A 23,588-nucleotide genomic window follows, 5' to 3' on the forward strand; every position below is an offset into this window, starting at 1 on the left:
GATTCATGCATAAGAATGGATTCGAATTTTTCCAAGCTGAAAATGGAGTTTGATTGGTTAAAGATGTACCATTAGAGTTTATAGCCTTTCAGTAAAATGAGAATTATGCTTCCACTCAGAGGTGGAAGCTTTTTTTCAACAATCCTATCTATATTAGTTTAGATTTTACCTAATTTTCCATTTTATTTAGCCTTTCTCTCAGATATTAAGTTTTGTAAATTAACTAATGTATTATTAATTATATTTATTTCCTCACTAGTGAGAATAAACTTTTTATCTAAACTTTCTTCTTGCCTATCTAAAGCTAAGGCATAAACTGTTTCAAGTGTAAACCATTCCTCATTAAAAGAATTTTCCAACTTTCAGGAACGGATTCCAGAGCATTACATAAGGATTTTAAACTTAAAATAAGTTGCTTAATACCAATCTTCTCATTTTTAAATTCGAAGATCATATCTAACATTAGATTATATTGCCTCTCATTATGTTCATTTCTCCATGAGTTCATCAAAAGATCTCCTCTATATTAATAATTCTCATTTTGGATTTCTTAATTTTATAAAAACCTGTCTAAAAATTGAGTTAGTAGCTCTATACCTGTAAATCTTAACTTCATTACATCACTTACAATAGCTCAGGCATTTTTTTATTCGTACTTCTATATTAATGAAACCTGAGCTATACTTTTTTGGAAGTTATTTATTTTAGGCGTGAAGCTACAACCCTATTCATAACATGACTCTTTTATCTATAAATATGGTAATACTAACCATATAATTTCCAGAAATTCATTCCATTAACAATCCAATATTGATATGAATCTGGAATTAATGACCAAAATTGACTGGATGCCTTTCCTTTCCAATTTTCTGGCAATTGATTTTCAAACTCACGTTGCCAATCTGTATAGAAAAATAAATTCCTATCAAGATTTAAGTAAAATTTTGGCAATCGAGATTCCATTACAGCCCATAATTCATTTTTTATATCTCCTTCCCCAGACATAAGATAGTCTTCCATATAAATATATAATTTTTCCAATTCATCCATATTAGTTTTATATTTAAAAAAATTCTTCATCCAATCAAGCGTTTTAATATTCATTTCAGACAAGCTTGACAAATATAGTGGTAAAGTTTCATTATTTAAAATTGATGCTCCCCCTCTAAATTCCTTTAAAGCAAAACTATAGCTATTTTCATCAAGTATACCTTTTTCTAAATATGAATCATAAAATTGTTTTATATCTATAGCAAAGTTTTCTTTATCATCAATAATGAAATAATGCTTTCTTTGTGAAACAATAATAGCTATTTCACAACTACCTTCAAATATAGAATTTAATAAAAATTCATATTGATTATTATTTTTAATAGTCATTTAAAAGTGCTCCCTAAACTATTTGGTAGTATACCATCTAGCCCCTGTAATCAATATTGTAAATAATAAATATATGATAGAAGATTCTTTTCTATAAGTTAATAAATAGTTATACACTCTTTATAAGCTAAGTCCCTATCCAAGACTCAGATAGGGCTTAGCTTAACAACTAAATTTATTCAAATATCATAAACTTTTTTAAGGTGCGGTATTAAATGAATAATTTGTCCCTTTTCCTCTGGATTATGCTCAGCATATGCTAATGCTATTAATTCTAAAACCGAAGCAAAAACTTTAAATGGCACTTTGCCATCAAATTCACCATTAAAATAAAACTCTACCGCATCAATAATATGTCCCTCATCAACTACATCATCCATGAGTAAATAAGCTGAAGTTTCCTGAATATTAGCCCCTTCACCTCTAATAGCTCTTTTAATAATATCAATAATAGGATTAACCCAAGCAACAGTATTAAAATAATCACTAAAATAATATAATAAAGGTTCTGCTTCCGGATAGCTTTTTAGAATTACACTCCAATTATTACTCAACCAATCACTCATTAATTCATTCATTTAAAAAATCTCCTATTTGATATTTTTAGATTTATATTTTGGTGGAACAACTGGTGATGGCGCATTTAGAATAATTGGAAGTACATTTGATATTTTCTAGTATTTCTCTCTATTTATATTAAATATTATGGTGAATAAAGGAATATTTTGTATGAAAAATTAACATAAAAATTTAATCTCTCTTTTTTTTCAAGCTAAGCGCCTATCTGAAATTTACAGATGGATGCTTAGCTTAACAACTATATTTATTCAAATATCACAAACTTTTTTAAGGCGCGGTATTAAATGAATAATTCGTTCCTTTTCCTCTGAATTATGCTCAGCATATGCTAATACTATTAATTCTAAAACCGAAGCAAAAACTTTAAATGGCACTTTGCTATCAAGTTCATCGTAAAAATAAAATTCCGCTGCATCAATAACATGTCCCTCATCTGTTACATCATTCATAAGTAAATAACTTGACGTTTCTTGGAGGCTAGAACCCTCACCTCGTATAGCATCTTTAAGGATGCTAATAAATGTATACCTTCCAGTAGATGTAACAAAATAGTCCATAAAAAAAATAATTCAGGCTCTGCTTCTGGATATTTTTTTAAATATCATTTCGATTAGTTCTCAACCACTCAATCATAGTGTTAATACTGTTTAGTAAATCTCTTAGTATTTTATTACTATAAGAAAAAAATATAATTATCTTCCTCCTCTTGTATTTCTAAGTTTTTTATTAATTCCCCATTTGATGAATAAAGAACAAAAGATCCCATATCCATATTATCCTCATCTGGAAGATAAAAATCTAAATGTTCCTCTTTTGCTTTATTCTTCAAATTTTCAACTATAAAATCATTATCTAGCTCATCTCCATCAATTATATTTATTAACAAAGAAACATCACCTTTACAAAATTGATAAGTACATATAACCTTAAACTTATTGAAATCGTAAACTGTATTTTCTGGTGTAAAATCCTCATAATGAATAAGACAAAAATCATCCACTCCTAAATTTAAAACATCTTTTAATATATTCCGCAAATTATCTTGATCTAAATTTTGCTTAATGTAAAAATCTATCATTTATTTATCTCTTTCAACGTTACTCGTTTCTCCCACTCCTCAAAAGGGATTGTATTTATCTAATTCATCTTCCCTCAAATCACTAATTGCTTTCATATATAATCCAGGCCAACGATCATCTTCTGGAATATAAGCAAACTCAATATTAAATTTACCTTACTCTGTTAAAGAAATTTTAAAATGTGTCCATTTTTCTTTAAATATTTCGCTACTGTTAATCTTTTCCATGAGATTAATTATTTCATCACCAATCTCATGTGGAATTGCATCAAAGTCGAACCAACCTATTCGATTATTAGATTCTATCCATTCAAAACTGTATGACGTAGCATCTGAATAAATATATCCCTCACAAAAAATTATGTGGGCATTTTCATTCATTATTGACCATAACAACTCACCTAGTTTTTGATAAATCGCTTGGATATTCATAATTATTTACCTGTAGATGTATTTCTTAATGTGTTAGTTATTGGTTTACCACTACCTATTACTTCAGTTATCTTAAGGCTATCATGACGTTTACTATTCCCCGAATATATTGGTTGAATACTTACTTTAACAGATTGATTATTTTCCAAAGCAGTTTTCCATTTAGTTTCTAACTCATAACATGCTCCACCTGAACCATTAAATTTAGCATTCATTGGAACAAGATTGATACCTTCACCTGGCCCGTTAAACATAGATGCAATTAGGTGGCCACCATGATCGTTGCGTATAAAAAAATCCTACCCAACATTGGGTAGGATTTTAAAACTCAAAGTTAATAACTAAAATCACTTATTTATCATAGATAAATTTAGTATGAGCTCTACCATTCTCCTGCCATGGCATTCACACGATCATTCTTGCTTTGACCAACCTGCTTAGCAGACTCCGCTACACTTTGTACAGCCGAGACTACGGGAACATTTACCGCAAGTGTTAAGCCTTTCTGTTGCATCTCATGCTTATAGTCACTTGTGCTTTGTTCTTTAGCTGCTTCAATATTGACCTGTTGCGCCAATATATTCACATCGCCTTTTTGTGATGAAACGGTACTTCCCGTTTGCTGATAGGTCTTACCCGCTACAATATTAGTATTACCGTTTAAGCTGCCTACTTGAGAAGCACTATTGGTGAGTTGTTGTTCGGTTTTTAAAGTAGTTTCTTGTTTTTTACCTAAACTAAAACCAATGCCACCCGTAGACATAAGACCAGAGTTTTTAACAACACTATTAGTTTGACTGTTGTATTGGTTCTGAGCTCCCTCAATATTTGCATTGTCTTTGGCTTGAATCTGCGTCAACTCATCAGAAACAATATTGCTGCCACGGACATTGATATTTCCTGCATCCAATAGCACTTTTTTGCCTTCAACAATGCTACCGACCGCAATATCTGAACTACGATGGCTAAAGTCACTGGTCGTAGAACTGCTCAGTTTACCTTTCTTACTAAAGCTTGACTGATCTTGTTGATCAAGTTTGTTTCGGCCCTCTTCAATCTGTAGTTGCTCTTTAGCCTGTAACGCAGTTAAGCCTTCTGAACTACTAATGTGTGAACCATGAATCTGAATATTATTGCCTTGTAAGCTTAAATCACCTTGGCTCTTAATCTGACTGCCGACCTCGACTTGTCGTGTATCTAAATGATAAGCTTTTGAGCTGCCCACCACATTGTTAGTCACTTCCGTATTCAGGCTACCGACTTTAAGATCACCGCCCGTACGAATAATCGTTTGTCCACCGCTATTATTCTGGATATTTGCAGCCAATATACGAGTATCACCACCCACGTTCATCACCAAGGTTGGCTGATCACTCAACGCTTGCTGTTCTGCTGAACCGACATAAAGGCCAGCAATACGATCTATTCCTATCCAGCTATAGTTGCTCTGACCTAATGCATTTTGACTACTCTGTGTGGTTGACTGAATATTCAGGTTACCTTTTACCTGCAAATTCATGGCTTGATCGGCCTGAATCATACCACCAATATTATTTAAATCTTTTTCAGTACCAAGGCTAACTACACCACCACGGATGTTTCCAGCAAGGTTGTTTAAATTCTGGCTATTAATTTGAACAACTTGTCGTCCAGCAATTGTTCCCGCGTTGGTCAAATCTTTACTTAAATTGAGCTGAATACTATCGGCACTAATTAAAGTTCCATCACCTTTTAAATCACCCACACGCGCTTTAACATAAACTTGCGGGACTAAAGCTTTGGTTTTTGTACCATCTGGTAGGGTAGTTTCTTTTTCTACCAACCAAACAATATCGCTGCTTAATTGAGCCATTTGTTCCGGAGTGAGTGCAATACCCGGACGTAAGTTGTACTGTTTTGCATAGCTCAGCCCATTGTTCATGAGCGCTTTATATTGTTCCTCATCGGAACCATATCCTTGTAAGAAACGGTAGCCTGTTAGTTGAGCAACTTGGTCTTGTACCATACGTTGTTCATAGTAACCATCACCCAATCTTTTTTGTTGAAGCGCTGGGTCAAGTCCCAATGCATTCAACATATAATCTGAAGATAACCAGTTGCGATAGTTACTAAACGCTGGATCTGTTTCAACAAGGTAGTTAGCACGGCTGTCTGGATTTTTACTATACAACGCATTATTCGGAACTTTAACGTTAACGTTGTTGGTGCGAATCTCAAAACCACTACCATCAATCTGTGTTGTTTGTCCCTGAACAGCTGAAGCCTTAGTATCAGTATTTTGAATTTGATCGACTGCGCTACTACTCAAGGCTTTATGATTGGTAGTGTTTGCCCCGACCACGCCTTCAAGCTGTGCCTGACCTATTTTAACTTCATTTGATTGAATACGATCTGTTTGAGCTGCAGTTTGTTGAACAGTTTCTGTTTGATTAACCTGTGTATTTTGCTGACCAACAATATTGGAGTCATGGTTTTGACTCAGCGCCTGTTCAGCCAAATTGTCTTTATTGACTTGCTGGGTTTGGTCTTGCACTTTAACAGGGGTCGCACTGGTTGGATTTTCATAGATAAATAAATCCATCCCTTTGGTAACATCTGCTGGGTTATAAGCCTGTTCAGCAGAAGCCCAGACTCTATCGTGCCCCTTGCCACCATAACTGCCATAACTCGGTGTTACCGTTCCTTCTTCATGTGTAATTTTGGGCCCTTTGGCATCGACATTGTGAATTGCTTTGGCATCTCCAATCAGCTTTTGACCCACCATAATTTGGCTTTTGTCATTATTAATTGTGCCAGTGAAACTTAAATTACCCCCTGCACTGATCACAGCAGGTGCTGACTCATCTGCTACAGTCGTGGTCGTAGTTTGCGTACTTTTCACATTTTCATAATGGTCAGTACTATAGAGCTGTCCGTTATAAACGACATAGCCCTTAAACATGTTGCCAGCAGAGCTATCGTCATAGTTATTTACAATGAAGAAATAACCATCAGGACGACTTAAATAATCCTGCATCGTTGCGTTGTCATAGGAAGTCACAAGTTGTTGTGCAGGCTTTAATTTAGTAAATAAATCTGGACTCTGGCTATAGATTTCCTGAGTAATTAAGGACTGAGGGCCAGGGTTATACCATCCGGCACGCGAATCTGAAATATACATATTCCAGTAATCCAGTTGCTCTGTGGTCTGCTGTTGTTTGGTTATAAAAAAGACGTTCTGGTTATTAACAATATCAGCATTCAAGTCGATATTGCCATTCGCATTAATTACAGAACTTCGGTTATTGACTTGCTGCGCAGTTCCTTGAGCATGCCACTGTGAGTCAAGTGAACCTCCTATGCGCAAGTCTCCCATGGCAATAATTTGCGAACCACTTTGATGATTTAGGTTATTTTCCAGATTATTCAAAACCTGTACGCCCAGATCCAGATCACCTCTTGAGGCAATGACTGGCGCTAAACCATTTAGGCTTTGGTTATTTAAAGTATTCGCCTGAATTGCAATATGGTCACCATAAATACGTCCGGCAATATTATTGAGTTGGCCTGCCTTAACATATGTATTTGAACCATTAATGAGTCCATAGTTATTGAGTACGCCTACAGCTTCAAGTTGAGTTTGCTGACTTTCCAAACTGCCATCTACAGCATTTTCAATTGTATTTGCTGAAATAGATAACTGTCCGTTGCTTTTGATTGCACCATGATTGGTAACTTTACCTTTAGAGCTAAGGCTTAAATTTCCCTGTGCCTGCAACTGACCTTGAGCATCTTGTACATAATCATCATTGAGCTGAAGATTTAGCTGTCCCTGACTTAAGACCTTACCGTCGCCTGTTAAACCTTTGGCCAGAATATTTAAACCTGCAGTTGATGAGCCTTCTTCACCTGCAATAATAGTCCCCTGCTGATTGTTTACAATTAGACGGTTATTATCTTGCTGACCTTGTATTGTTAATTGATCAAGACTACTAATTAAGCCTTTGCTATTATTTAAATTATCCGAAATATTTAAATTAAGTTGCTGCTCAGCAGAGATGCGCCCAGCACTATTATTTAAAGTACTAGCAGCTATTTCTATTTGCCCTGCCTGAATACCTTGGTTCTGGTCATTATTTGAATTATCAATATTTTGACTAACAATTTTGACTTGCTTTGCAGCACTAATGAGGCCCTGCTGACTATTATCGAGTTGGCTTCCGCTCATCAGGCCTGTATTTAGACTAATGTTCTGATTAGCACTGATTTTGCCTTTCTGATTATTAATCGTACCTGCTTGTCCAACACTGTCGATCAGTAAGTCTTGTCCACTGGCTAACAAGCCCGCATTACTGTTATTCACCTTAGGCGCTTGAATGGTTAATCCATTGCCAGCAATGACCTGACCTTGTTCATTATTTAATTCGGACGTTTGTAATAAGACTTGTCCTAAAGATTGAATACCTTGGGCCAACTCTGGCAAGGTAGCATTTAGATAGGTTTGTCGGTTATCAATCAGTTGCACGGCGTTTATACCAAGATCACCCTGTGCAGTGATTAGACCTTGCTGATTGTTCAGACTATTGGTACTAATCTGTAAGGTATTACCGCTATTAATCTGTCCATTTTGGTTATTTAGGCTCTGCTGGTGAGTATCAATCTGAATTTTGCTTTGGTCACTTTTAGTACTACTAATCAAGCCTTGTAGACTATTATCAAGGCCCTGTACATCGAGGTTAATCGCTTGATTCGCCTGAATCTTACCACTCTGATTATTCAATGCTTGCTGAGTCGTCTGGATATTTACGCCCGCATCTACCGACCCAATTTGACCCGCTTGGTTATTCAAAGCAGCACTTTGAATCATTAATTGTTGTTGTGCTGCGATTAATCCCGCTTGGTTACTTAAGGTGTTTTGGCTATTAAACTGAGCATTTTTGGCAGCAAGAATTTGTCCCTGATCATTCAAAATGTCTTGAGCTTTTATATTTAGATCACCACTGGAATGAATATTTCCAGACTGGTTATCGAGTCGTGATGCTGTGTTGAGATTAAGACCTGCTGCGCCTGCGGTCACAATACTACCCATATTGTTTTTTAAAGCACCAGCCTGAATTTCAAGATTATGATTTGTCTGAATCTTGCCATTACTATTGTTTAGAAGGTTTTTAACAATTAATTGGTTAACAATCTTGTCTTGTGTTCCAGCCTCAACAATTTGACCCGCTTGATTGTTAAGCTGCTGTGTATTGATGTTAAAACTATTGAAGCTAAGTAGCGTTCCAGCGTCATTGTTTAACTCGGAACTATTCGTTTGCAGACTACCAGCAGTTTTGATATTGCCCTGATTATTATTGAGGGTATTAGCTATAGCGAGTATAAGTTGGCTGTCTGCTGTACCAGATTGGATAAGACCATTCTGGTTATTTAAATTATTAGCATTTATTTGTAGTTTTTGGCCTAGACTGTCAATTTGCCCGTTTTGATTGCTTAAATTACCCGTCAACAAAATTTGAGTGTCATCTAAACCTGTTTGCTGGATATGTCCTGACTGGTTATTTAAGTCTTTTGCATTAATTTGAACTTTATTCGCCTTTAAATTGGCTTGTTGAGTATCTAGCGTATCTGGAGTGGTTAAATTAAGTTGCTGTGCGGCCTGAATCGTACTTTGTTGAGCGCTCAATTGACCAGATGTACTGTTGAGCGAAATATTTTTTGCTTGAACAAGGCTTTGGTTTAAGACATGACTCGCTGCCTGACTATTTAAATCACTGCTCGCGATCAGTTGCCCCTGCGCACTTATAGCACCTGTAGCATCAATGTTAAGATTACCCTGATTTGCTAATGAACCATCTGATTTTAAACCTGCAATAATGCTCCCTGCAGAAGTCTGGGTCAGAGTAGCCGTCTGTATATTTAAGTTATTTTGAGCAGCTAACTGTCCAGCATTTTTAAGATTTTGAGCAACTTTGAGTTGTTGATCTTGGCCGGCATAAATCAGACCACTATTGTCTAATAACCCAGTCTGAACATCTATATTTTGTGCTGCCTGAATAATACCAGCCGATTTACCCTGCTCAACACGACCATTAATCAACTGATTATTAATATTGAGTGATACATCACCAGTTTTAGCAGCAATTACTCCTGAACTATTATCTAAGTTTGATGCAGAGAGCTTGATATCCTTAGCTTGTATCTGCCCTGACTGGTTATTAATTGACTGATCTGTTTTAAGCTCAAGCGCATTAGAACTAATTATACTGCCTTGTTGGTTGCTTATTCCTTTTCCAGTTTTCAATGTAAGTTGGCCTTCACTCACAATGTTACCCAGATCATTTTGAATATCGTTTTGGCTGACAATATTTAACTGAACAGGTTGTGAAGATGAATCATTTTGAGTGACTAAGATATTCCCACTTTGGTTATTCAGCGAACCTGTTTGAATGTCTAAGCTATGATTACTTTGTAATACACTTCCTTGATGTTGGTAGTCACCATTTACACGAATTGAACTTTGTCCATTTACGGCACTAAACAGCATTTCACCATTACGGTCAGTAAATTGGTTGGCTTGAATATTGGCTTGAGTAGCAGACACTTTTGATTGGTCTAATAGTGCTTGATCGGTGGTAAGGTTAAGTACACCATTAGTTCTCAATTCAGCCTTTTGTGCATGAATATTTTGTATATCCATATTTAAGCCAGCTTGACCCGAATGCAAGATCACACCAGAGTCACTATTGAGTCCCTGTGCTTGAATATTTAGTTGATTTGCATTGGTGAGAATACGGCCTTGCTGGTTATTAATGACTCCTTGAACAGTTAAATTCAGATCATCTGTCGCAGTGTGCTGAATCAAACCTTGTTGGTTATTAATATCTTTCCCAATATTCAGATTCAATTTTTTCGCAAGAATTTGACCACTCTGGTTAATCAAACTTTGCTGGTTTTGTACTGTATTTAATTGAATAGAATCAGCCTGTAACACACCAGACTGATTATTTATGTCTCCATTACGAGCTGTAATATTTATATTTTGAGCTGCTGCCGTTCCTTGTGATAAATCTACATTTGCCCCATCTAAATCAATATTACGGCTTGCAAGTAGTTTCCCGTGATGCTCAAGTGCCTGCTCTGTTTTAATATTTAAATCCGCTTGAGCATTTTGATCTTGCTCACCTTGAGCATTGATACCGACCGCAATAACACTTTTTTCATCACTAACAAGACGCTGACTCGTTAAATCAATATTACCGTAGGCTGAAAGAACACCTCGTTGCTGCGTCATAACACCTGTATTATTAATTTTTAATTGTTGATCAGCACGAATATAACCCTGATTGGCAAGTTGCTGACTATCAATTTGCAGATTTTCATGACTAGATAGCGTACCATTGACTGCATTATTTAAAGATCCAGTTTGAATTTTTAAACTTTGGTCAGCGTAAATCGTTCCAGATCCGTTATTCAAAGCCTGATCTTTGTTTTGAATCGTAATATTTTTTGCAGAAATTTCACCTTGGTCGTTATCTAAACCAAAAAGCGAACTATCCAAGTTATTATTAGTGACTATTTTTCCTTTCTGGTTATTCAAATGACCTGAAAGATTAAGTTTTAATAATTGTTCAGCCTCTAGATCACCCCCACTATTATTTAGGCCCAATCCCTGTAAATAAAGTTCTGACGAACTCGCGATCTGCCCCGCTTGATTTAGAATGTTTCCGCTCGAGATCATACTAATATTATTTAAGGCATTAATTTTACCGCCTTGGTTATTAATCGACTGGCTATTTACATCTAAAGAAGTGAGGGATTGCAGTAATCCTTGCTGGTTACTAAAACTTGAGGTTTGGATATCAGCACTTTTAACCGTGAGCTCACCTTGGTTGTTATTAAAGCTATTCCCTTTAATATGAATAGCACCCAAATTAAGTTGACCGCCTTGGTTATCTAACCCATTTTGGCTGTCTAAATCTACACCACCATTGGCAATGATTGACCCTTGGTCATTATTCAGTTGTTCCTTAACATGGATATAACCTTGGTCATAAGTTTTTGGAGTGGTATCTATTGGAGTGGCAACTTCTAAACTTCCGCCATCTTTGGATGGATCAGTTGGAACTGTCGGAACACTGCCACCTGTCGACCCACCCGTACCACCACCTGTAGTACTTTTGGCAATTCCGATTTTACCGCCAAGGTTGGTCATTGAACCTGACTTTAAATCCAGCCCTTGCAAACCTGTTTGTTCGATAGAGCCACTATTTTTTAGACTACCCGCATCAATAACAACGCGAGCTGCATTCAATGTGCCACTATTACTTAAACTATTCTGTTGATTAAGATGTAACTCATCTGCACTACTGATTAAACCAGAGTTATCTAGACTTTGACTCTCAACTAAAATTTGTGAAGTTGCGCTACTGACATTACCAGTATTTTGAATATTTTGAGCCTTTAGCTGTACCTGATCTTTGTTCGCAATCAAGTTACCATTATTGACCAAATCACCATTTGCATTCAGTGTAAGCGTACTTTGATTACTATTTATCGTACCTGCGTTACGTACACCTAGCCCTTGCTCTGTTCCCACCAAAAAGATTTTTCCAGCATACATCCCGCCCAGTTGGCCTACATCTAAAGCAAAGTTTGGCGGAGGTGTGGTAGTAGCTGCTGTCGTTGCCGTGATTTGAGAAGCTACGTAGTCTTTGACTTGAATATCATTTTGTCCAAGTACCGTATTAAGCTCATTTGCATACAAGCCTGCATTCACTTTTAAAGCACGCGCATAAATATCTGTATAAGGGGTTAAACTTCCATTTAAACCTTTACCTTCAATCGTGACCTGCCCCTCGCGGACGCGGAATGATTCAAGATAACCTTGGTTCATCACCGCTTGACCTGTAGTTAAAGTAAAACGGTCTGCGTTAATCACACCACAGCCATCACAGATCAAACCAGATGGATTCGCAATAACAACTTGTGCTTGTTTTCCGGCAACCTCAATATAGCCTTTGAGTTGACTTGGATTATTACTATTCACTTCATTCAAAATAACTTTGGCTTCGCCTTTTGCGAGCCATGGGTTACCTTGTACCCAGCCTCCTAATTGGGTTTGGGTGTTATTACGAGAGTTATTTAAAATAGCGCCTTCTTGCCCAACATCAAACTGTGTATAAGTATTCCGTGACACACCACCAGCGCTTGGTGTCTGAATATTGACCTGAGTCGTCCCATTTGCGCTATTTAAAATGGTCGGTTGCAGCGATGTAGGTGCACCTTTATCGGCAATAATCTGAGTTTCAGCCACACTGCTCATTGGCAAGCTAATCACCAATGCGCCCAAACAACCAATTACAGCAAAATTAAGTGGATTTAGTTTTTTATAATGAATAGGTAGAACCGAATCTATGGTCGAATCTGTTCCGATTTGCCTCTGACTTTGCCCTGCTTGTTTGGTTTTACTTTTTACAATTTCAGCAACAGCAATAAACATACCACGAGCATGGCTAAAAATAATACGATAACGGTTCTTATTCATTCTAAAATCTCACTAAATCTTTTTTTAATAAAGTTGATTAAGTTGTGGGCCTTTAAACTTGAATTAATAGGTCCAATTCACGCTAAATCCAGTCGTATAATCATCTGTTTCGAAGTGATCTGGCTTTTTCAAAGGCGCACCCACAAAAGCGTCATAATTCAAACGCAAGGGAGCAATTTGTCCACGCAACCCAATAACTGCACCTAATAAACTCGTGCCTGGTAAAGGATTTGGATAATGTGCAGTTTTTCCACCAACCTCTCCGTAATCAATACCTGCATACCAAGAGTGTGGTTTATTCATAATTGAGCCACTCAGTTCATTGCGAACTAAAAAACCGTTATCAGCTAATAAAGTTTGCTCACCATCAAAACCTCTTACGGTATAACGGTTTCCAATTGAAAATCTGTCTTGAGGAGTTAAAGGTTGATTGCTGTGTTGAGTACGCCATTCAGCTAGATATTGCAGATTTTGCTGACCCACTTTAAAAGGAACTTGTAAACTGGCATTGGCTTGTAGAATCCCGACATGCGTATAAGCCTCGCCAAAGTCTTCTTCTGGTGCTCTCATTGCATTCAACCAGCCTGTACCACGCTTATAAGTCACATTGCCGTTTAAAGTGGCATTAGAAAAATATTCAGTATGATCAAGAGTGGCTTTCCAACCTGCAGTTTTACGGCGCTGTACTTCAATTTCTACATCATTAATATAATTTTGTGATTCACGGTACCACCCACCAAAACCTAAGGCTGTTTTACGGTGTGCATCTCGATAAATCACTCGAGATAAATCTGCATTAATGAGTTCGCTTTTACCGCTATATTGATAAGTTTCACTACTTCCAGCCACTGTTTGCAGGTAATTAGAGCGACTATAACTAGTTGAAAATAACCAGTAATCAAATGGAATGGTATAACTTGCATAAAAACCATCTGTACCATGTTTACCAGAGTTTCCACCACCTAAATCATGGTTATAGCTGATATAAAATAGATCATTTAAGGTCAGCAGATGATCAAGCGATAAAGTTGCTGTACCTTGATATTTTCCGGTCGCCTCACTCCCTGAATCATCAATTCCGAGGTGTAAGCGATAAGGTTTAGCTTGTTGCCAAGCCAAAACCACATCACTATAGCCTGGTTCTTTTTTTTGTTCTGCTGGCTGGATTTTAAAGTCAGTCTCAACTGTCGGCACTCGTTTGAGGTTTTCTAAACCTTGCTCCATATCACGAATATTTAACAGCTCACCCGACTTCATCGGTAAAGCATTCCATAAATGTGCACGTTTAGAAGTACCCTCAGCAAACTTAATCTGATCCACTCGTCCGGGAATAACACGAACACGCACCGTACCAGATGCAATATTTTGTTGAGGAAGCAAAACTCGTGTTGTGACATAACCGTTTGCTATAATTTTATTTTGTACAAGATCAAGGGCTTGGTTTAATCCATTTACCCCCAAACAGCGTCCAATAATATTGTTCTTGCCAGTCGTAATCACATGAAAATCTGATATGAATTGATGGGCTTCTTCGCCTTCTAAAAGTATTTTCTTAATTTCAAAACACGGGGTTTCACTGTTAGAGCGTAAATATTGTAATTGCTGAGCTGAAATCTTATTTTGTTCTTGCCCAAGATTTACGTTTACATCTGGTTGAATTTGTTTTTCTAAAGCACTATCGCGTTGTTGTTGTCGAATGGTTTGGTCAGCCTGAATTCTCTGACGAATCGGATCATCCGACTCCGCAGCAGAACTTATGCTCCCCATTACTGATAAACAGATAAATAAGACACTTTTATTAAATTTGTTATAGTTCAACATATATGATTAAACCGTGATTAATATCAACTTAATTTTATTTTAACGAAAACTTAACAAAGTGGAAGCATTTTTTATACAGATTCGTCTGTATGTAAAATAAATCTTATATTTTTAAATATTATTTTTTATAAATCGTTACGTTAAAAGCAAAATTTATTTATTAAAAATCAGCTAGACAAAAAAAAGCTCCCGTAATAGGAGCTTTTTTTGAATCTTGGCAGAGGATCAAGGACTCGAACCTTGACGAACGGTTTTGGAGACCGTCATGCTACCATTACACCAATCCTCTATATGTACAATTAAACCCTTTAGATTTAATCATAAAAAAAGCAAGATCATTGTCTTGCTTTTTTCAATGGTGGGGGCGAAGAGACTCGAACTCTTACACCTTGCGGCGCTGGAACCTAAATCCAGTGCGTCTACCAATTTCGCCACGCCCCCATCTGGGACATTTATTTAAAATAAATGTGGCAGAGGATCAAGGATTCGAACCTTGACGAACGGTTTTGGAGACCGTCATGCTACCATTACACCAATCCTCTTCCAAGATTTAAATGACTTATCATTCAAATCAACTTTAAGTTTTAACTTAAAGTGGTGGGGGCGAAGAGACTCGAACTCTTACACCTTGCGGCGCTGGAACCTAAATCCAGTGCGTCTACCAATTTCGCCACGCCCCCGATGGCTGTGTATATTAGCGATAAGATCTAACAGTGACAAGTGTTTTTTTTCTAAAAAAAACTGACCGTGTAAATTGTATACAGATACTAGATCAATGATTTTTATAAGTTTGAATGTACTTTTAAACAATTTATCGCTTCAAATGCATTTGAAAACCGATTTTTCTGTTGTTTTTGCAATAATCCCGCCAGTAAAGGATAAAAAACTTGAACTGAATCAGGCAACTGAATGTCTAAATTTTGACAATGCAATACAGCCCAATCATGATAACTATTTGCTTGTAAACGCATTTGGCTTAACCATTCATACAAAACAATTCCAAAAGCATATAAATCGCTTTGTATACTCTTACTTGCTCCATGGAACAATTCAGGAGCCATATATCTTGGGGTAGCATCAACGATTGAGTCAGGACTCGATATACGCCGTGTTTTTTCAAAATCAATTAAATAGAGCTGCTGTTCAAACTTTCGAAAGTGTTCCCTTTTTATATCTCCATGAATCCATCCCAACTCATGAAGTGCTGTTAAAGCCTTAAGTGCGCTAAAGACTGTCTCATAAATATCTTTTAAGTTTTGCTTTGCGATGGAACGATCAAACCAATCTTCTGTATCCGGCAAAATTAATATTTTCCCTTCATGTTGTTGTAGTTGAGAAACAGTGTCGGCATCAACTATTTTAAATGGTAAAAGCCAATTTGCGTTTTTATGCTGAATATCTTCATAAAATTGCAATTCATGCAAAAAATCTTGCTCATTTTGAGCATATACGTGCGGCACTTGATATTTTAGCCAGTAGTGATGGGCATCTATAGTACATGTCCATAGATGCCGTCCTAAATCTGCACTTTTAGGTTTTGTCACACTTTTTAGATTTTCTATATGAGAAGCAAAATCATGCTTCAGCATAATAAGACTCTGGTTGTTGTCTCTTTTCTTCAAAACGTAGAACTTCTAAACAATGCTGAATAGTTTTACCAATACGTGCATGAGTTTCTATAGAAGAAATTTTCGGCCAAGTCGCACGCTCACCCTCTCTTTGTAAACGCTTAAACAAATGCGGACGAGGGTTTTGCAATGTATAGGCATAATGTTTTAGGCCATATTTAGCAATAATATTGACATCGCCATAATAGCGCTGCCCTATTACACCATACCCATGATCAAGCAATCTTCTTACTGGAGAAATAGCACCGAGTCTTTGACGAGTAAAGTCCATTACTCCCATAGACAGGACTTTACCTTGGCGTCTTAAAATTCGTTCTGGCCAACTTAAAAGATCTTTACGGAAACGGTGTGCATCATCTTGCATAAATGGTACAACATGCGGATTCACTTGACTGGCAATGGTGTAGTTTAAATTATAAAGCCTTGCCATTCTTTCTTGTGGAAAGTCACTGCGCACACTGCCATCCACCCATTTTGTATTTGCCATATAAGGCGTATGTTCACCATCATAACGTTTACTGGTTAAACGCACAGGTGGAAATAAAACTGGCACAGCACAAGAAGCCAATACAGCACTCCAAACCAAAACGTTGGGTGTCATAATTGCATTCATAATTCGCGGGTTTTCTGTTGCATCATACGGTGCAACGGCCACATTAATATTTAAACCCGATTTTTTAAATGCTTCTTCAAAAGTCAAATTGCCTAAGTTTTCGATAAGGAATTTTTTCAAATAGTGGACATCCGCAATGCCCCCATTCCCTTTTATAAGTTCACGAAGCTTTCTAAAATGAAACGCATCACTAAAAAATTGCTCGCCATTTAACAAGTTTTGAACATCTTCACTGGCAGAAGTTCCTAGCATGCCTGTCATAATCGCGCCAGCACTTGAGCCGGATAGCACTTTTGGCATTAAGTCTTGTTCAATTAAAGCTTTACATACACCTGTATGAAAAAGACCTAAAGTTGCACCACCCGAAAACATAAGCGCGGGTTGCCCATATGCTTTTTCACAATTTTCAAAAAACTCGATTTTTTCTTTTCTTTGAAAGGTAATACATTCACTAGAAGCAATGTAAGCCAAGCTTTGGCTGACTTCTTCGATATAATCTTCAATTAACTTTTTTGTACCTACATGCGTTGCAGCAAACAACATAGGGTGACCAATATTTGCAATATCGTAGGTTAGCCCTTCTTTTAAAAGATAAATCAAATCTAAAGTACGATGTTGCTGACGATATCTTTTCAGTAAGGTGTAACGATAAGAAATGAGCTCAGCATCAAAATAAGGTGAACTATTATCGAACTTCCACTCTTGTGCACCTGTTTCTTCATCCAGTTTTAATGCAAAAGACTTCCACTCTTCATAAGATTCAGCCATGTCTAATTGACGTTGTAATTTTTTGATACGGTAAGCCTGATGCGGATTCATATCACTTCGTATTTTTTCAAACATATTTCGTCCTCATCTTCACAGATGATTTTACTGAATAGACATGACAACACTATGCGCGGTCTGAACATTTCAATCAATTGCAAAACAGATAAACTAGATTGGCAGTATCTTTTTTGTCAGCTTGCAAATTTCGGTGTTAGTATCCTAGTAAATTACTGTTTAACATGATTGATTAACCATGGCTACCATTGATTTACCCGACAATTTAGTTCAAACCTTATCACTTGTATTAAATCAGTTACAGCAGGTTTTACCTGAACCGAAACAAGAAACTGATTTCACTGCACCAGCTTTTAGATGGGAAAACCAGCAACTTAAAGCCATTTATACGCCTAAGAATATTTATCTTGATGACTTAAAAGGCATCGAACGTCAAAAAGAAAAAATCATTCAAAATACTTTGCAGTTTTTAAACGGCTTACCTGCAAATGATGTACTGTTAACGGGATCACGTGGTACTGGTAAATCCTCAATAGTGCGTGCTTTACTCACTGAATATGCGCCTCAAGGATTACGTTTAATTGAAATTGAGCGTGATGATTTAGCAGACCTACCTAAAATTCAAAAAATCATTCAAAACCGCTCTGAAAAGTATATCGTCTACTGTGATGACTTAGCTTTTAATGCTGAAGATGAAAATTATCGTAGTCTAAAAAGTGTATTAGATGGTTCATTACAATCTGGTTCAACAAATTTTATTATTTATGCGACCAGTAACCGCCGTCACTTGTTACCTGAGTTTATGCATGAAAATACGCCTGTAACTAAGGTTGATGTACCTCAATATACCGAACTACACCCTCAAGAAGCGATTGAAGAAAAGATTTCTTTGTCTGATCGTTTTGGTTTATGGTTATCTTTTTATCCAATGGATCAAAATTTATATTTAGAAATCGTAGAACATTATCTTGATAAAGCAAACATGCCTTTTAATGATGAAGTTCGTGCTGAGAGTTTACGTTGGTGTCAAATGCGTGGTCAGCGCTCTGGCCGTGCGGCTTATCAGTTTTCTAAGCATTGGATTGGTTTAAATGCTTTAAAAGAGTTGTCTAACAGTTAAATAAAATGTCCCACAAAGCCTTAGCTTTGGCCTGTAAACCGCTTAGCTTTGGCAGTTGTTTTTCATAACCTAAAACCAAGATCGCCCCCTTTTAGGTTTATATATGAAAAAACAATTGCCAAAATTTTCTACCGCAAGCAAAACTATTGCTAAAAGTTTGTTATTCGCACAAGGCTTTTTAGACCAAGCAAAAAAATATTCAACGCTTCCTTTTACTCAATCTCATATCATTCGCCCACGTGTTGACGAAAAATATTATAGCTGGACTCATTACGGCATCTTTTTCCCCTTTTGCCAGAACCGCATCGCTATTTAAATATTATGATTTTATTAGGCACACCTGGTGCGCTTGCTTTTGATCATGATGATATTATTGTTGGCAATCCCAGAAAAACAGCGACTTTTTTTTCAAGCACAGCCGCCCTTGAACAAGCCTTATTAAAAGCCTATATCATTCCTAAAGATACAAAAATTAATGAAGATGGAAGCTTAATCGAACTAGGTCAGGAAATTTCAATTCAAGGAAAATTTCCTAAAATTCATATTAATGGACATTATGAAAGTCTAGATTTTGACTTTGATATCGATGTGACCTCACATGTTTCATGGTTTATAAAAACGCCTGTTTATGATCATTTGAGTTTATTAGCCAAATTTAAAGGTTTTTTAAATTATCAAGATAAATACATTGAAAGCGAAGGACTTTGCACTTATGAATATGCTCAAGCAGTTGGCCCCCACTCATTCACAAATCAACTTATCCCTGAAAACCATAAATTACCGCTTGATTTTTTCACTTATCAAATCATTAATTTGAATGAAAATACTCAACTTCTGCTAACCAAAGCAGATATTGCGGGTCAAACAGTAACTTATACATTGCATATTAGACATCTTGATCGGCCAGCTGAAATTTATACAGATGTCAGCTTTGATATTATTTCATATCAAATTGATGACTTCATTTCACCAACGGGCAAGAACATGCGACTTCCCAAATACTTTTCTTGGATTGCTAGAAATGATGCAAAACAAATTATTTTAAATATTCAGGCAGAAATTGACTGCCCATTCCGCTATGGTCATGGGCAAGGTTATGCAAGTAGTTATATATTTACTGGTCATTATTTTGGCAATGAAGTGCAAGGCCGTGGTTATATCGAATATATAGATATTGAACACCAACAAGCCTTTGCAAATGAATAATTTTACTCAGGAATAGTAAGTTCAGTCATTGGCCAACGTGGTGTAGTCGTGACAGCCAAGCCATCATGTTGGCCGGCTTTTAAACGCTGATAACCTGCAAATGCAATCATTGCACCATTATCAGTACATAAAGCAGGCTCTGCATAGTAAACCTGCGCTTTAATTTTCGCTAAGGAAGTTTCTAACTGTTCGCGTAGTCGTAAATTTGCACTTACCCCACCAGCAATCACTAAACGCTTAAGCCCAGTTTGCTTTAAAGCTTTTACCGATTTTTTCACCAAGGTATCTACAATTGCTTCTTGGAATGAAGCAGCTATATCAGCATCTCTGTTTTCACCATTCAATTTTTTCAATTGAACAGATACTGCAGTTTTTAAGCCACTAAAAGAAAAATCTAGGCCTTGATGAAGCATTGGTCGTGGAAATTCAAATGCTAGCGGATCACCAGATAGCGCCAGTTTTGCGATATTTGGCCCACCCGGATATGGCAAGCTCATCATTTTCGCAACTTTATCGAAAGCTTCACCAGCAGCATCATCAATAGACTCACCTAAGAGTTCATATTGACCAATTGCATGGGCAGCCATCAATTGTGTATGACCCCCTGAAACAAGCAATGCTACAAATGGAAATTCGGGTGGCTGACTTGAAAGTAATGGAGCCAACATATGTCCTTCCATATGGTGAACACCAATCGCAGGCTTATTTAAAGAAAAAGCTAGAGTTCTTCCAAACAATGCACCTGTCATTAATGCTCCCATTAAACCTGGGCCACGCGTATAAGCAACTGCATCAATCTCTTGTTTCGTTACACCACTTTGTTCAAGCAATTGATTCATTAAAGGAATAAGCTTACGAACATGGTCACGAGAAGCCAACTCTGGAACCACCCCACCATACTCAGCATGAAGTTTTATCTGGCTATAAAGAACCTGTCCCCGCAAGCCGAGTTCGCTATCATAAAGTGCCAACCCTGTTTCATCACAAGAAGTTTCTAAGCCTAAAACAATCATCAAAACTGCCTTTTATATGAGTCAAAATATTGCAATCGCTATTATAGACTTGTGATATGAGTTGTAAATGAGTAAAATACTGACCTTCACTTGTGATCCGGCGCAATGGTGTGCCTGATCTTATCCATAATCTAGAGGATTTTACATGCCACAAGTTAAGTTGAAAGAAGGCGAACCAGTTGACGTAGCTATCCGTCGTTTCAAACGTTCATGCGAAAAAGCTGGTGTTTTAGCTGACGTTCGTAAGCGCGAATTCTACGAAAAACCAACTCAAGAACGTAAGCGCAAAAAAGCTGCTGCAGTTAAACGCTACCAAAAGAAATTGGCTCGCGAATCTGTACGTACTACTCGCCTTTACTAATTAATTTGTGATTGACTGCTGAAATTATGACTACTTTAAAAGACCAAATTACTGATGCATTAAAAACTTCTATGCGTGCCAAAGATATGGCAACAGTGACGGTTTTGCGTAGTCTACAAGCAGCAATTAAGCAAATCGAAGTTGATGAGCGCATAGAGCTTGGCGACGCTCAGGTTCTTGCGGTCATTGAAAAGCAAATTAAACAACGTAAAGAATCGATCAAAGCCTTTGAAGGTGCTGGTCGTGATGATTTAGCTAGTAAAGAACAAGCCGAAGCTGAGATTATTTCCCAGTTTCTACCAGAAGCTATGACTGAGGAAGAGCTTGATTCTATCATTGAGCAAACGATTGCTGCTCAAGAAGCAACTAGCATGAAAGATATGGGTAAGGTGATGAATTCTCTACGTCCGATCATAGCCGGGCGTGCCGATCCTGCTCAAGTTTCAGCAAAAATTAAAGCCAAGTTAGCTTAATTCCCTCCTCTTTCCTTATACATTCTTAGACCAAGCTTTCAGTTACTTGTCAGCTTAAGTAAATTCGTGTCTGCGAAAATCACAAGATTACTCTACACGTCCTAAATTTTCATTCGTCTTTCATCTTGCATTTGCTTTAAGCGGCTATCTATTTTAGCAGACATTGCATGATTGTCTTTTGCAAGTCGCTGTGCATGTAACATCGATTTAATTGCATTTTCTTCACTACCAGACCAAAATTGTGCCTCTGCTCGATAGCGCAACACATTCACCGCCCTTAAAGGCGACTCTTTATCTAAATTAGCGGCTTGCTGTAATAGTTGCCAGCCTTGAATATCTCTGGCATTTTTATTAATAAAACGCTGAACAAGTGTCTGTACTTGCGCATATTTCCCCTGACGTAACAAAACCTCAGCTAACTTATAGCTAAATGCTTTATTTTCAGGCATAGTCATTTGCAATGGCGCAATAGAATTATAGGCCTGATCAAGTTTATTTTGCCCCAAATAAATATCTGTTTGAATTAAAGAAACAAGTGGCTTACCACTAGATTTCACTTGATCTAAGGTTGTTTGAGCTTGCGTATAATCACCTTGTTTTAAATAAAATGCAGACAACGCTAATAGCCCTGCCAGATTTTTTTGCGAGGCTAGACTTTGAAGCTGATTTTCTGTAGCTTCTCCAGCAACCACCATGGTATACCATTTTAAAATTTCAAAATCGACATCATATATTCGACTTTTAACACGAGGCATTTGATTAGCTCTTAGACGAGCCTCACTCATACGCTCAGTCGTTAAAGGATGGGTAAGCCAAAAATCCGGCAGGAAACTTACATGGCTAGTTGCCCTATGCATTGTTTCAAAATAATCTGCCATACTTTGCGGGTTATAACCCGCGGCATACATGTATTGCATTCCAATCCGATCAGCTTCACGCTCTTGATTACGGCTATAGGTAAGCTGCTTATCCAAAAGTGCAGCTTGCGTACCCAACATGACTGCCGCCCCTGCATCTCCACCCGCCTGAGCAGCCAAAGCTACGCCTGCCAGCAAACCAGCCAAACTTAAGAGTGCTTGCCCTTTAAATGCTTCTTCTGAACGACTAAAGTGCCTTTGAGAAACGTGAGCAATTTCGTGTGCCATCACACCAGCAATCTCATCTATATTGCGAGCAGATGAAATAAGGCCAGTATTTAATGCAAATAGCCCACCTGGGACAGCAAATGCGTTAATTTGAGGGTCTTTAATTACAACTAGACCAATAGGTTGCCCAAGCTGGGTTTGACCCAAAATATTAGAGAAGACTTGAAAAAACTGATCTTCCAGCCATACATCCTGTATGACTGGCATTTGCTTATGAACTTCACGAAAAACTTTTTCACCAATAAATTTTTCTTTCTGTTGGTCAAGCAATCCTATTCCACTACCAATATTCGGAATTTCAACTTGCCCAGAAGCTGGTTTGGAATCAAAAGGATCGGCATAAGAGGCATTTGTTATAAAAGCCAAACTTAAAATAACTGGCAAAAATTTCAAAAGTTCTTCTCTATTAAAAATTAGACCAACAAAAAAGCCC

General features: G+C 37.2%; 13 protein-coding genes, 4 tRNA genes and 3 pseudogenes. 4 read left to right on the plus strand and 16 right to left on the minus strand.

What is annotated here, in order from left to right:
* Nucleotides 1-765: 765 nt before the first annotated feature.
* From AC056_RS05380 to AC056_RS05445, 14 genes and pseudogenes are all read right to left on the minus strand, one after another.
* Nucleotides 766-1,380: a hypothetical protein gene (locus AC056_RS05380; protein WP_077162955.1), complete on the minus strand. Its 615-nt coding sequence runs from the start codon at nucleotides 1,378-1,380 to the stop codon at nucleotides 766-768.
* Nucleotides 1,381-1,559: 179 nt separating this feature from the next.
* Nucleotides 1,560-1,958, minus strand: coding sequence for a hypothetical protein (locus AC056_RS05385; protein WP_077162956.1), 399 nt, complete (start codon nucleotides 1,956-1,958; stop codon nucleotides 1,560-1,562).
* A gap of 249 nt (nucleotides 1,959-2,207) precedes the next feature.
* Nucleotides 2,208-2,592 (minus strand): annotated as a pseudogene (locus AC056_RS05390) (hypothetical protein).
* A 40-nt stretch (nucleotides 2,593-2,632) separates the two neighbouring features.
* Nucleotides 2,633-3,037 carry a hypothetical protein gene (locus tag AC056_RS05395; RefSeq protein WP_077162957.1) on the minus strand — a complete coding sequence of 135 codons (405 nt, stop codon included), beginning with the start codon at nucleotides 3,035-3,037 and terminating at the stop codon, nucleotides 2,633-2,635.
* A gap of 156 nt (nucleotides 3,038-3,193) precedes the next feature.
* Nucleotides 3,194-3,469: a hypothetical protein gene (locus AC056_RS19815; protein WP_228144352.1), complete on the minus strand. Its 276-nt coding sequence runs from the start codon at nucleotides 3,467-3,469 to the stop codon at nucleotides 3,194-3,196.
* A gap of 2 nt (nucleotides 3,470-3,471) precedes the next feature.
* A complete protein-coding gene (locus tag AC056_RS05405; RefSeq protein WP_228144356.1) occupies nucleotides 3,472-3,759 on the minus strand; it encodes a DNA/RNA non-specific endonuclease in 288 nt (95 codons plus the stop codon).
* A 104-nt stretch (nucleotides 3,760-3,863) separates the two neighbouring features.
* Nucleotides 3,864-12,992: pseudogene (locus AC056_RS05410) on the minus strand (filamentous hemagglutinin N-terminal domain-containing protein); the annotation flags it as partial.
* A 63-nt stretch (nucleotides 12,993-13,055) separates the two neighbouring features.
* Nucleotides 13,056-14,813 (minus strand): ShlB/FhaC/HecB family hemolysin secretion/activation protein, encoded by a 1,758-nt coding sequence (locus AC056_RS05415; protein WP_077162959.1) that lies wholly within the window; start codon nucleotides 14,811-14,813, stop codon nucleotides 13,056-13,058.
* Nucleotides 14,814-15,028: 215 nt separating this feature from the next.
* Nucleotides 15,029-15,102 (minus strand) — tRNA-Trp (locus tag AC056_RS05420).
* Nucleotides 15,103-15,169: 67 nt separating this feature from the next.
* Nucleotides 15,170-15,254, minus strand: a tRNA-Leu gene (locus AC056_RS05425).
* Between the two features lie 27 nt (nucleotides 15,255-15,281).
* Nucleotides 15,282-15,355: transfer RNA gene (locus AC056_RS05430), tRNA-Trp, on the minus strand.
* Nucleotides 15,356-15,408: 53 nt separating this feature from the next.
* Nucleotides 15,409-15,493 (minus strand) — tRNA-Leu (locus AC056_RS05435).
* Nucleotides 15,494-15,595: 102 nt separating this feature from the next.
* Nucleotides 15,596-16,402 carry a protein kinase domain-containing protein gene (locus AC056_RS05440; RefSeq protein ID WP_039254789.1) on the minus strand — a complete coding sequence of 269 codons (807 nt, stop codon included), beginning with the start codon at nucleotides 16,400-16,402 and terminating at the stop codon, nucleotides 15,596-15,598.
* Nucleotides 16,389-17,897 (minus strand): DUF3336 domain-containing protein, encoded by a 1,509-nt coding sequence (locus tag AC056_RS05445; protein ID WP_077162960.1) that lies wholly within the window; start codon nucleotides 17,895-17,897, stop codon nucleotides 16,389-16,391. The genes AC056_RS05440 and AC056_RS05445 overlap by 14 nt, the downstream gene beginning before the upstream one ends.
* A 178-nt stretch (nucleotides 17,898-18,075) precedes the next feature.
* Between AC056_RS05445 and AC056_RS05450 the strand changes: the two genes are divergently transcribed.
* The gene (locus AC056_RS05450) at nucleotides 18,076-18,957 is read left to right on the plus strand and encodes an ATP-binding protein (protein WP_004700597.1); all 882 of its coding nucleotides are present in this window, start codon (nucleotides 18,076-18,078) and stop codon (nucleotides 18,955-18,957) included.
* Nucleotides 18,958-19,060: 103 nt separating this feature from the next.
* A pseudogene (locus AC056_RS05460) lies at nucleotides 19,061-20,163 on the plus strand (DUF6670 family protein).
* A gap of 2 nt (nucleotides 20,164-20,165) precedes the next feature.
* On the opposite strand, the gene tsaD reads toward AC056_RS05460, so the two are convergent.
* Nucleotides 20,166-21,176 (minus strand): tRNA (adenosine(37)-N6)-threonylcarbamoyltransferase complex transferase subunit TsaD, encoded by a 1,011-nt coding sequence (gene tsaD / locus AC056_RS05465; protein WP_005068344.1) that lies wholly within the window; start codon nucleotides 21,174-21,176, stop codon nucleotides 20,166-20,168.
* Nucleotides 21,177-21,321: 145 nt separating this feature from the next.
* On the opposite strand from tsaD, the gene rpsU reads away from it, so the two are divergent.
* Together rpsU and AC056_RS05475 are read left to right on the plus strand one after the other, a co-directional pair.
* Nucleotides 21,322-21,537, plus strand: a complete 216-nt coding sequence (gene rpsU / locus AC056_RS05470) for a 30S ribosomal protein S21 (protein ID WP_001136722.1) — start codon at nucleotides 21,322-21,324, stop codon at nucleotides 21,535-21,537.
* Between the two features lie 26 nt (nucleotides 21,538-21,563).
* Nucleotides 21,564-22,010 carry a GatB/YqeY domain-containing protein gene (locus AC056_RS05475; RefSeq protein WP_004700591.1) on the plus strand — a complete coding sequence of 149 codons (447 nt, stop codon included), beginning with the start codon at nucleotides 21,564-21,566 and terminating at the stop codon, nucleotides 22,008-22,010.
* Between the two features lie 101 nt (nucleotides 22,011-22,111).
* Here the strand turns inward: AC056_RS05475 and AC056_RS05480 are convergent, their stop codons facing one another.
* Nucleotides 22,112-23,539: a M48 family metalloprotease gene (locus tag AC056_RS05480; RefSeq protein ID WP_077163076.1), complete on the minus strand. Its 1,428-nt coding sequence runs from the start codon at nucleotides 23,537-23,539 to the stop codon at nucleotides 22,112-22,114.
* Between the last annotated feature and the right edge of the window lie 49 nt (nucleotides 23,540-23,588).

The organism is Acinetobacter genomosp. 33YU, from assembly GCF_001990725.1.
Lineage (GTDB): Bacteria > Pseudomonadota > Gammaproteobacteria > Pseudomonadales > Moraxellaceae > Acinetobacter > Acinetobacter seifertii.

Bases quoted from the DNA above. Each gene is read 5' to 3' on its own strand.
- AC056_RS05380 (WP_077162955.1), bottom strand. From the start codon at position 1,380: ATGACTATTAAAAATAATAATCAATATGAATTTTTATTAAATTCTATA.
- AC056_RS05385 (WP_077162956.1), bottom strand. From the start codon at position 1,958: ATGAATGAATTAATGAGTGATTGGTTGAGTAATAATTGGAGTGTAATT.
- AC056_RS05395 (WP_077162957.1), bottom strand. From the start codon at position 3,037: ATGATAGATTTTTACATTAAGCAAAATTTAGATCAAGATAATTTGCGG.
- AC056_RS19815 (WP_228144352.1), bottom strand. From the start codon at position 3,469: ATGAATATCCAAGCGATTTATCAAAAACTAGGTGAGTTGTTATGGTCA.
- AC056_RS05415 (WP_077162959.1), bottom strand. From the start codon at position 14,813: ATGTTGAACTATAACAAATTTAATAAAAGTGTCTTATTTATCTGTTTA.
- AC056_RS05440 (WP_039254789.1), bottom strand. From the start codon at position 16,402: ATGCTGAAGCATGATTTTGCTTCTCATATAGAAAATCTAAAAAGTGTG.
- AC056_RS05445 (WP_077162960.1), bottom strand. From the start codon at position 17,897: ATGTTTGAAAAAATACGAAGTGATATGAATCCGCATCAGGCTTACCGT.
- AC056_RS05450 (WP_004700597.1), top strand. From the start codon at position 18,076: ATGGCTACCATTGATTTACCCGACAATTTAGTTCAAACCTTATCACTT.
- tsaD (WP_005068344.1), bottom strand. From the start codon at position 21,176: ATGATTGTTTTAGGCTTAGAAACTTCTTGTGATGAAACAGGGTTGGCA.
- rpsU (WP_001136722.1), top strand. From the start codon at position 21,322: ATGCCACAAGTTAAGTTGAAAGAAGGCGAACCAGTTGACGTAGCTATC.
- AC056_RS05475 (WP_004700591.1), top strand. From the start codon at position 21,564: ATGACTACTTTAAAAGACCAAATTACTGATGCATTAAAAACTTCTATG.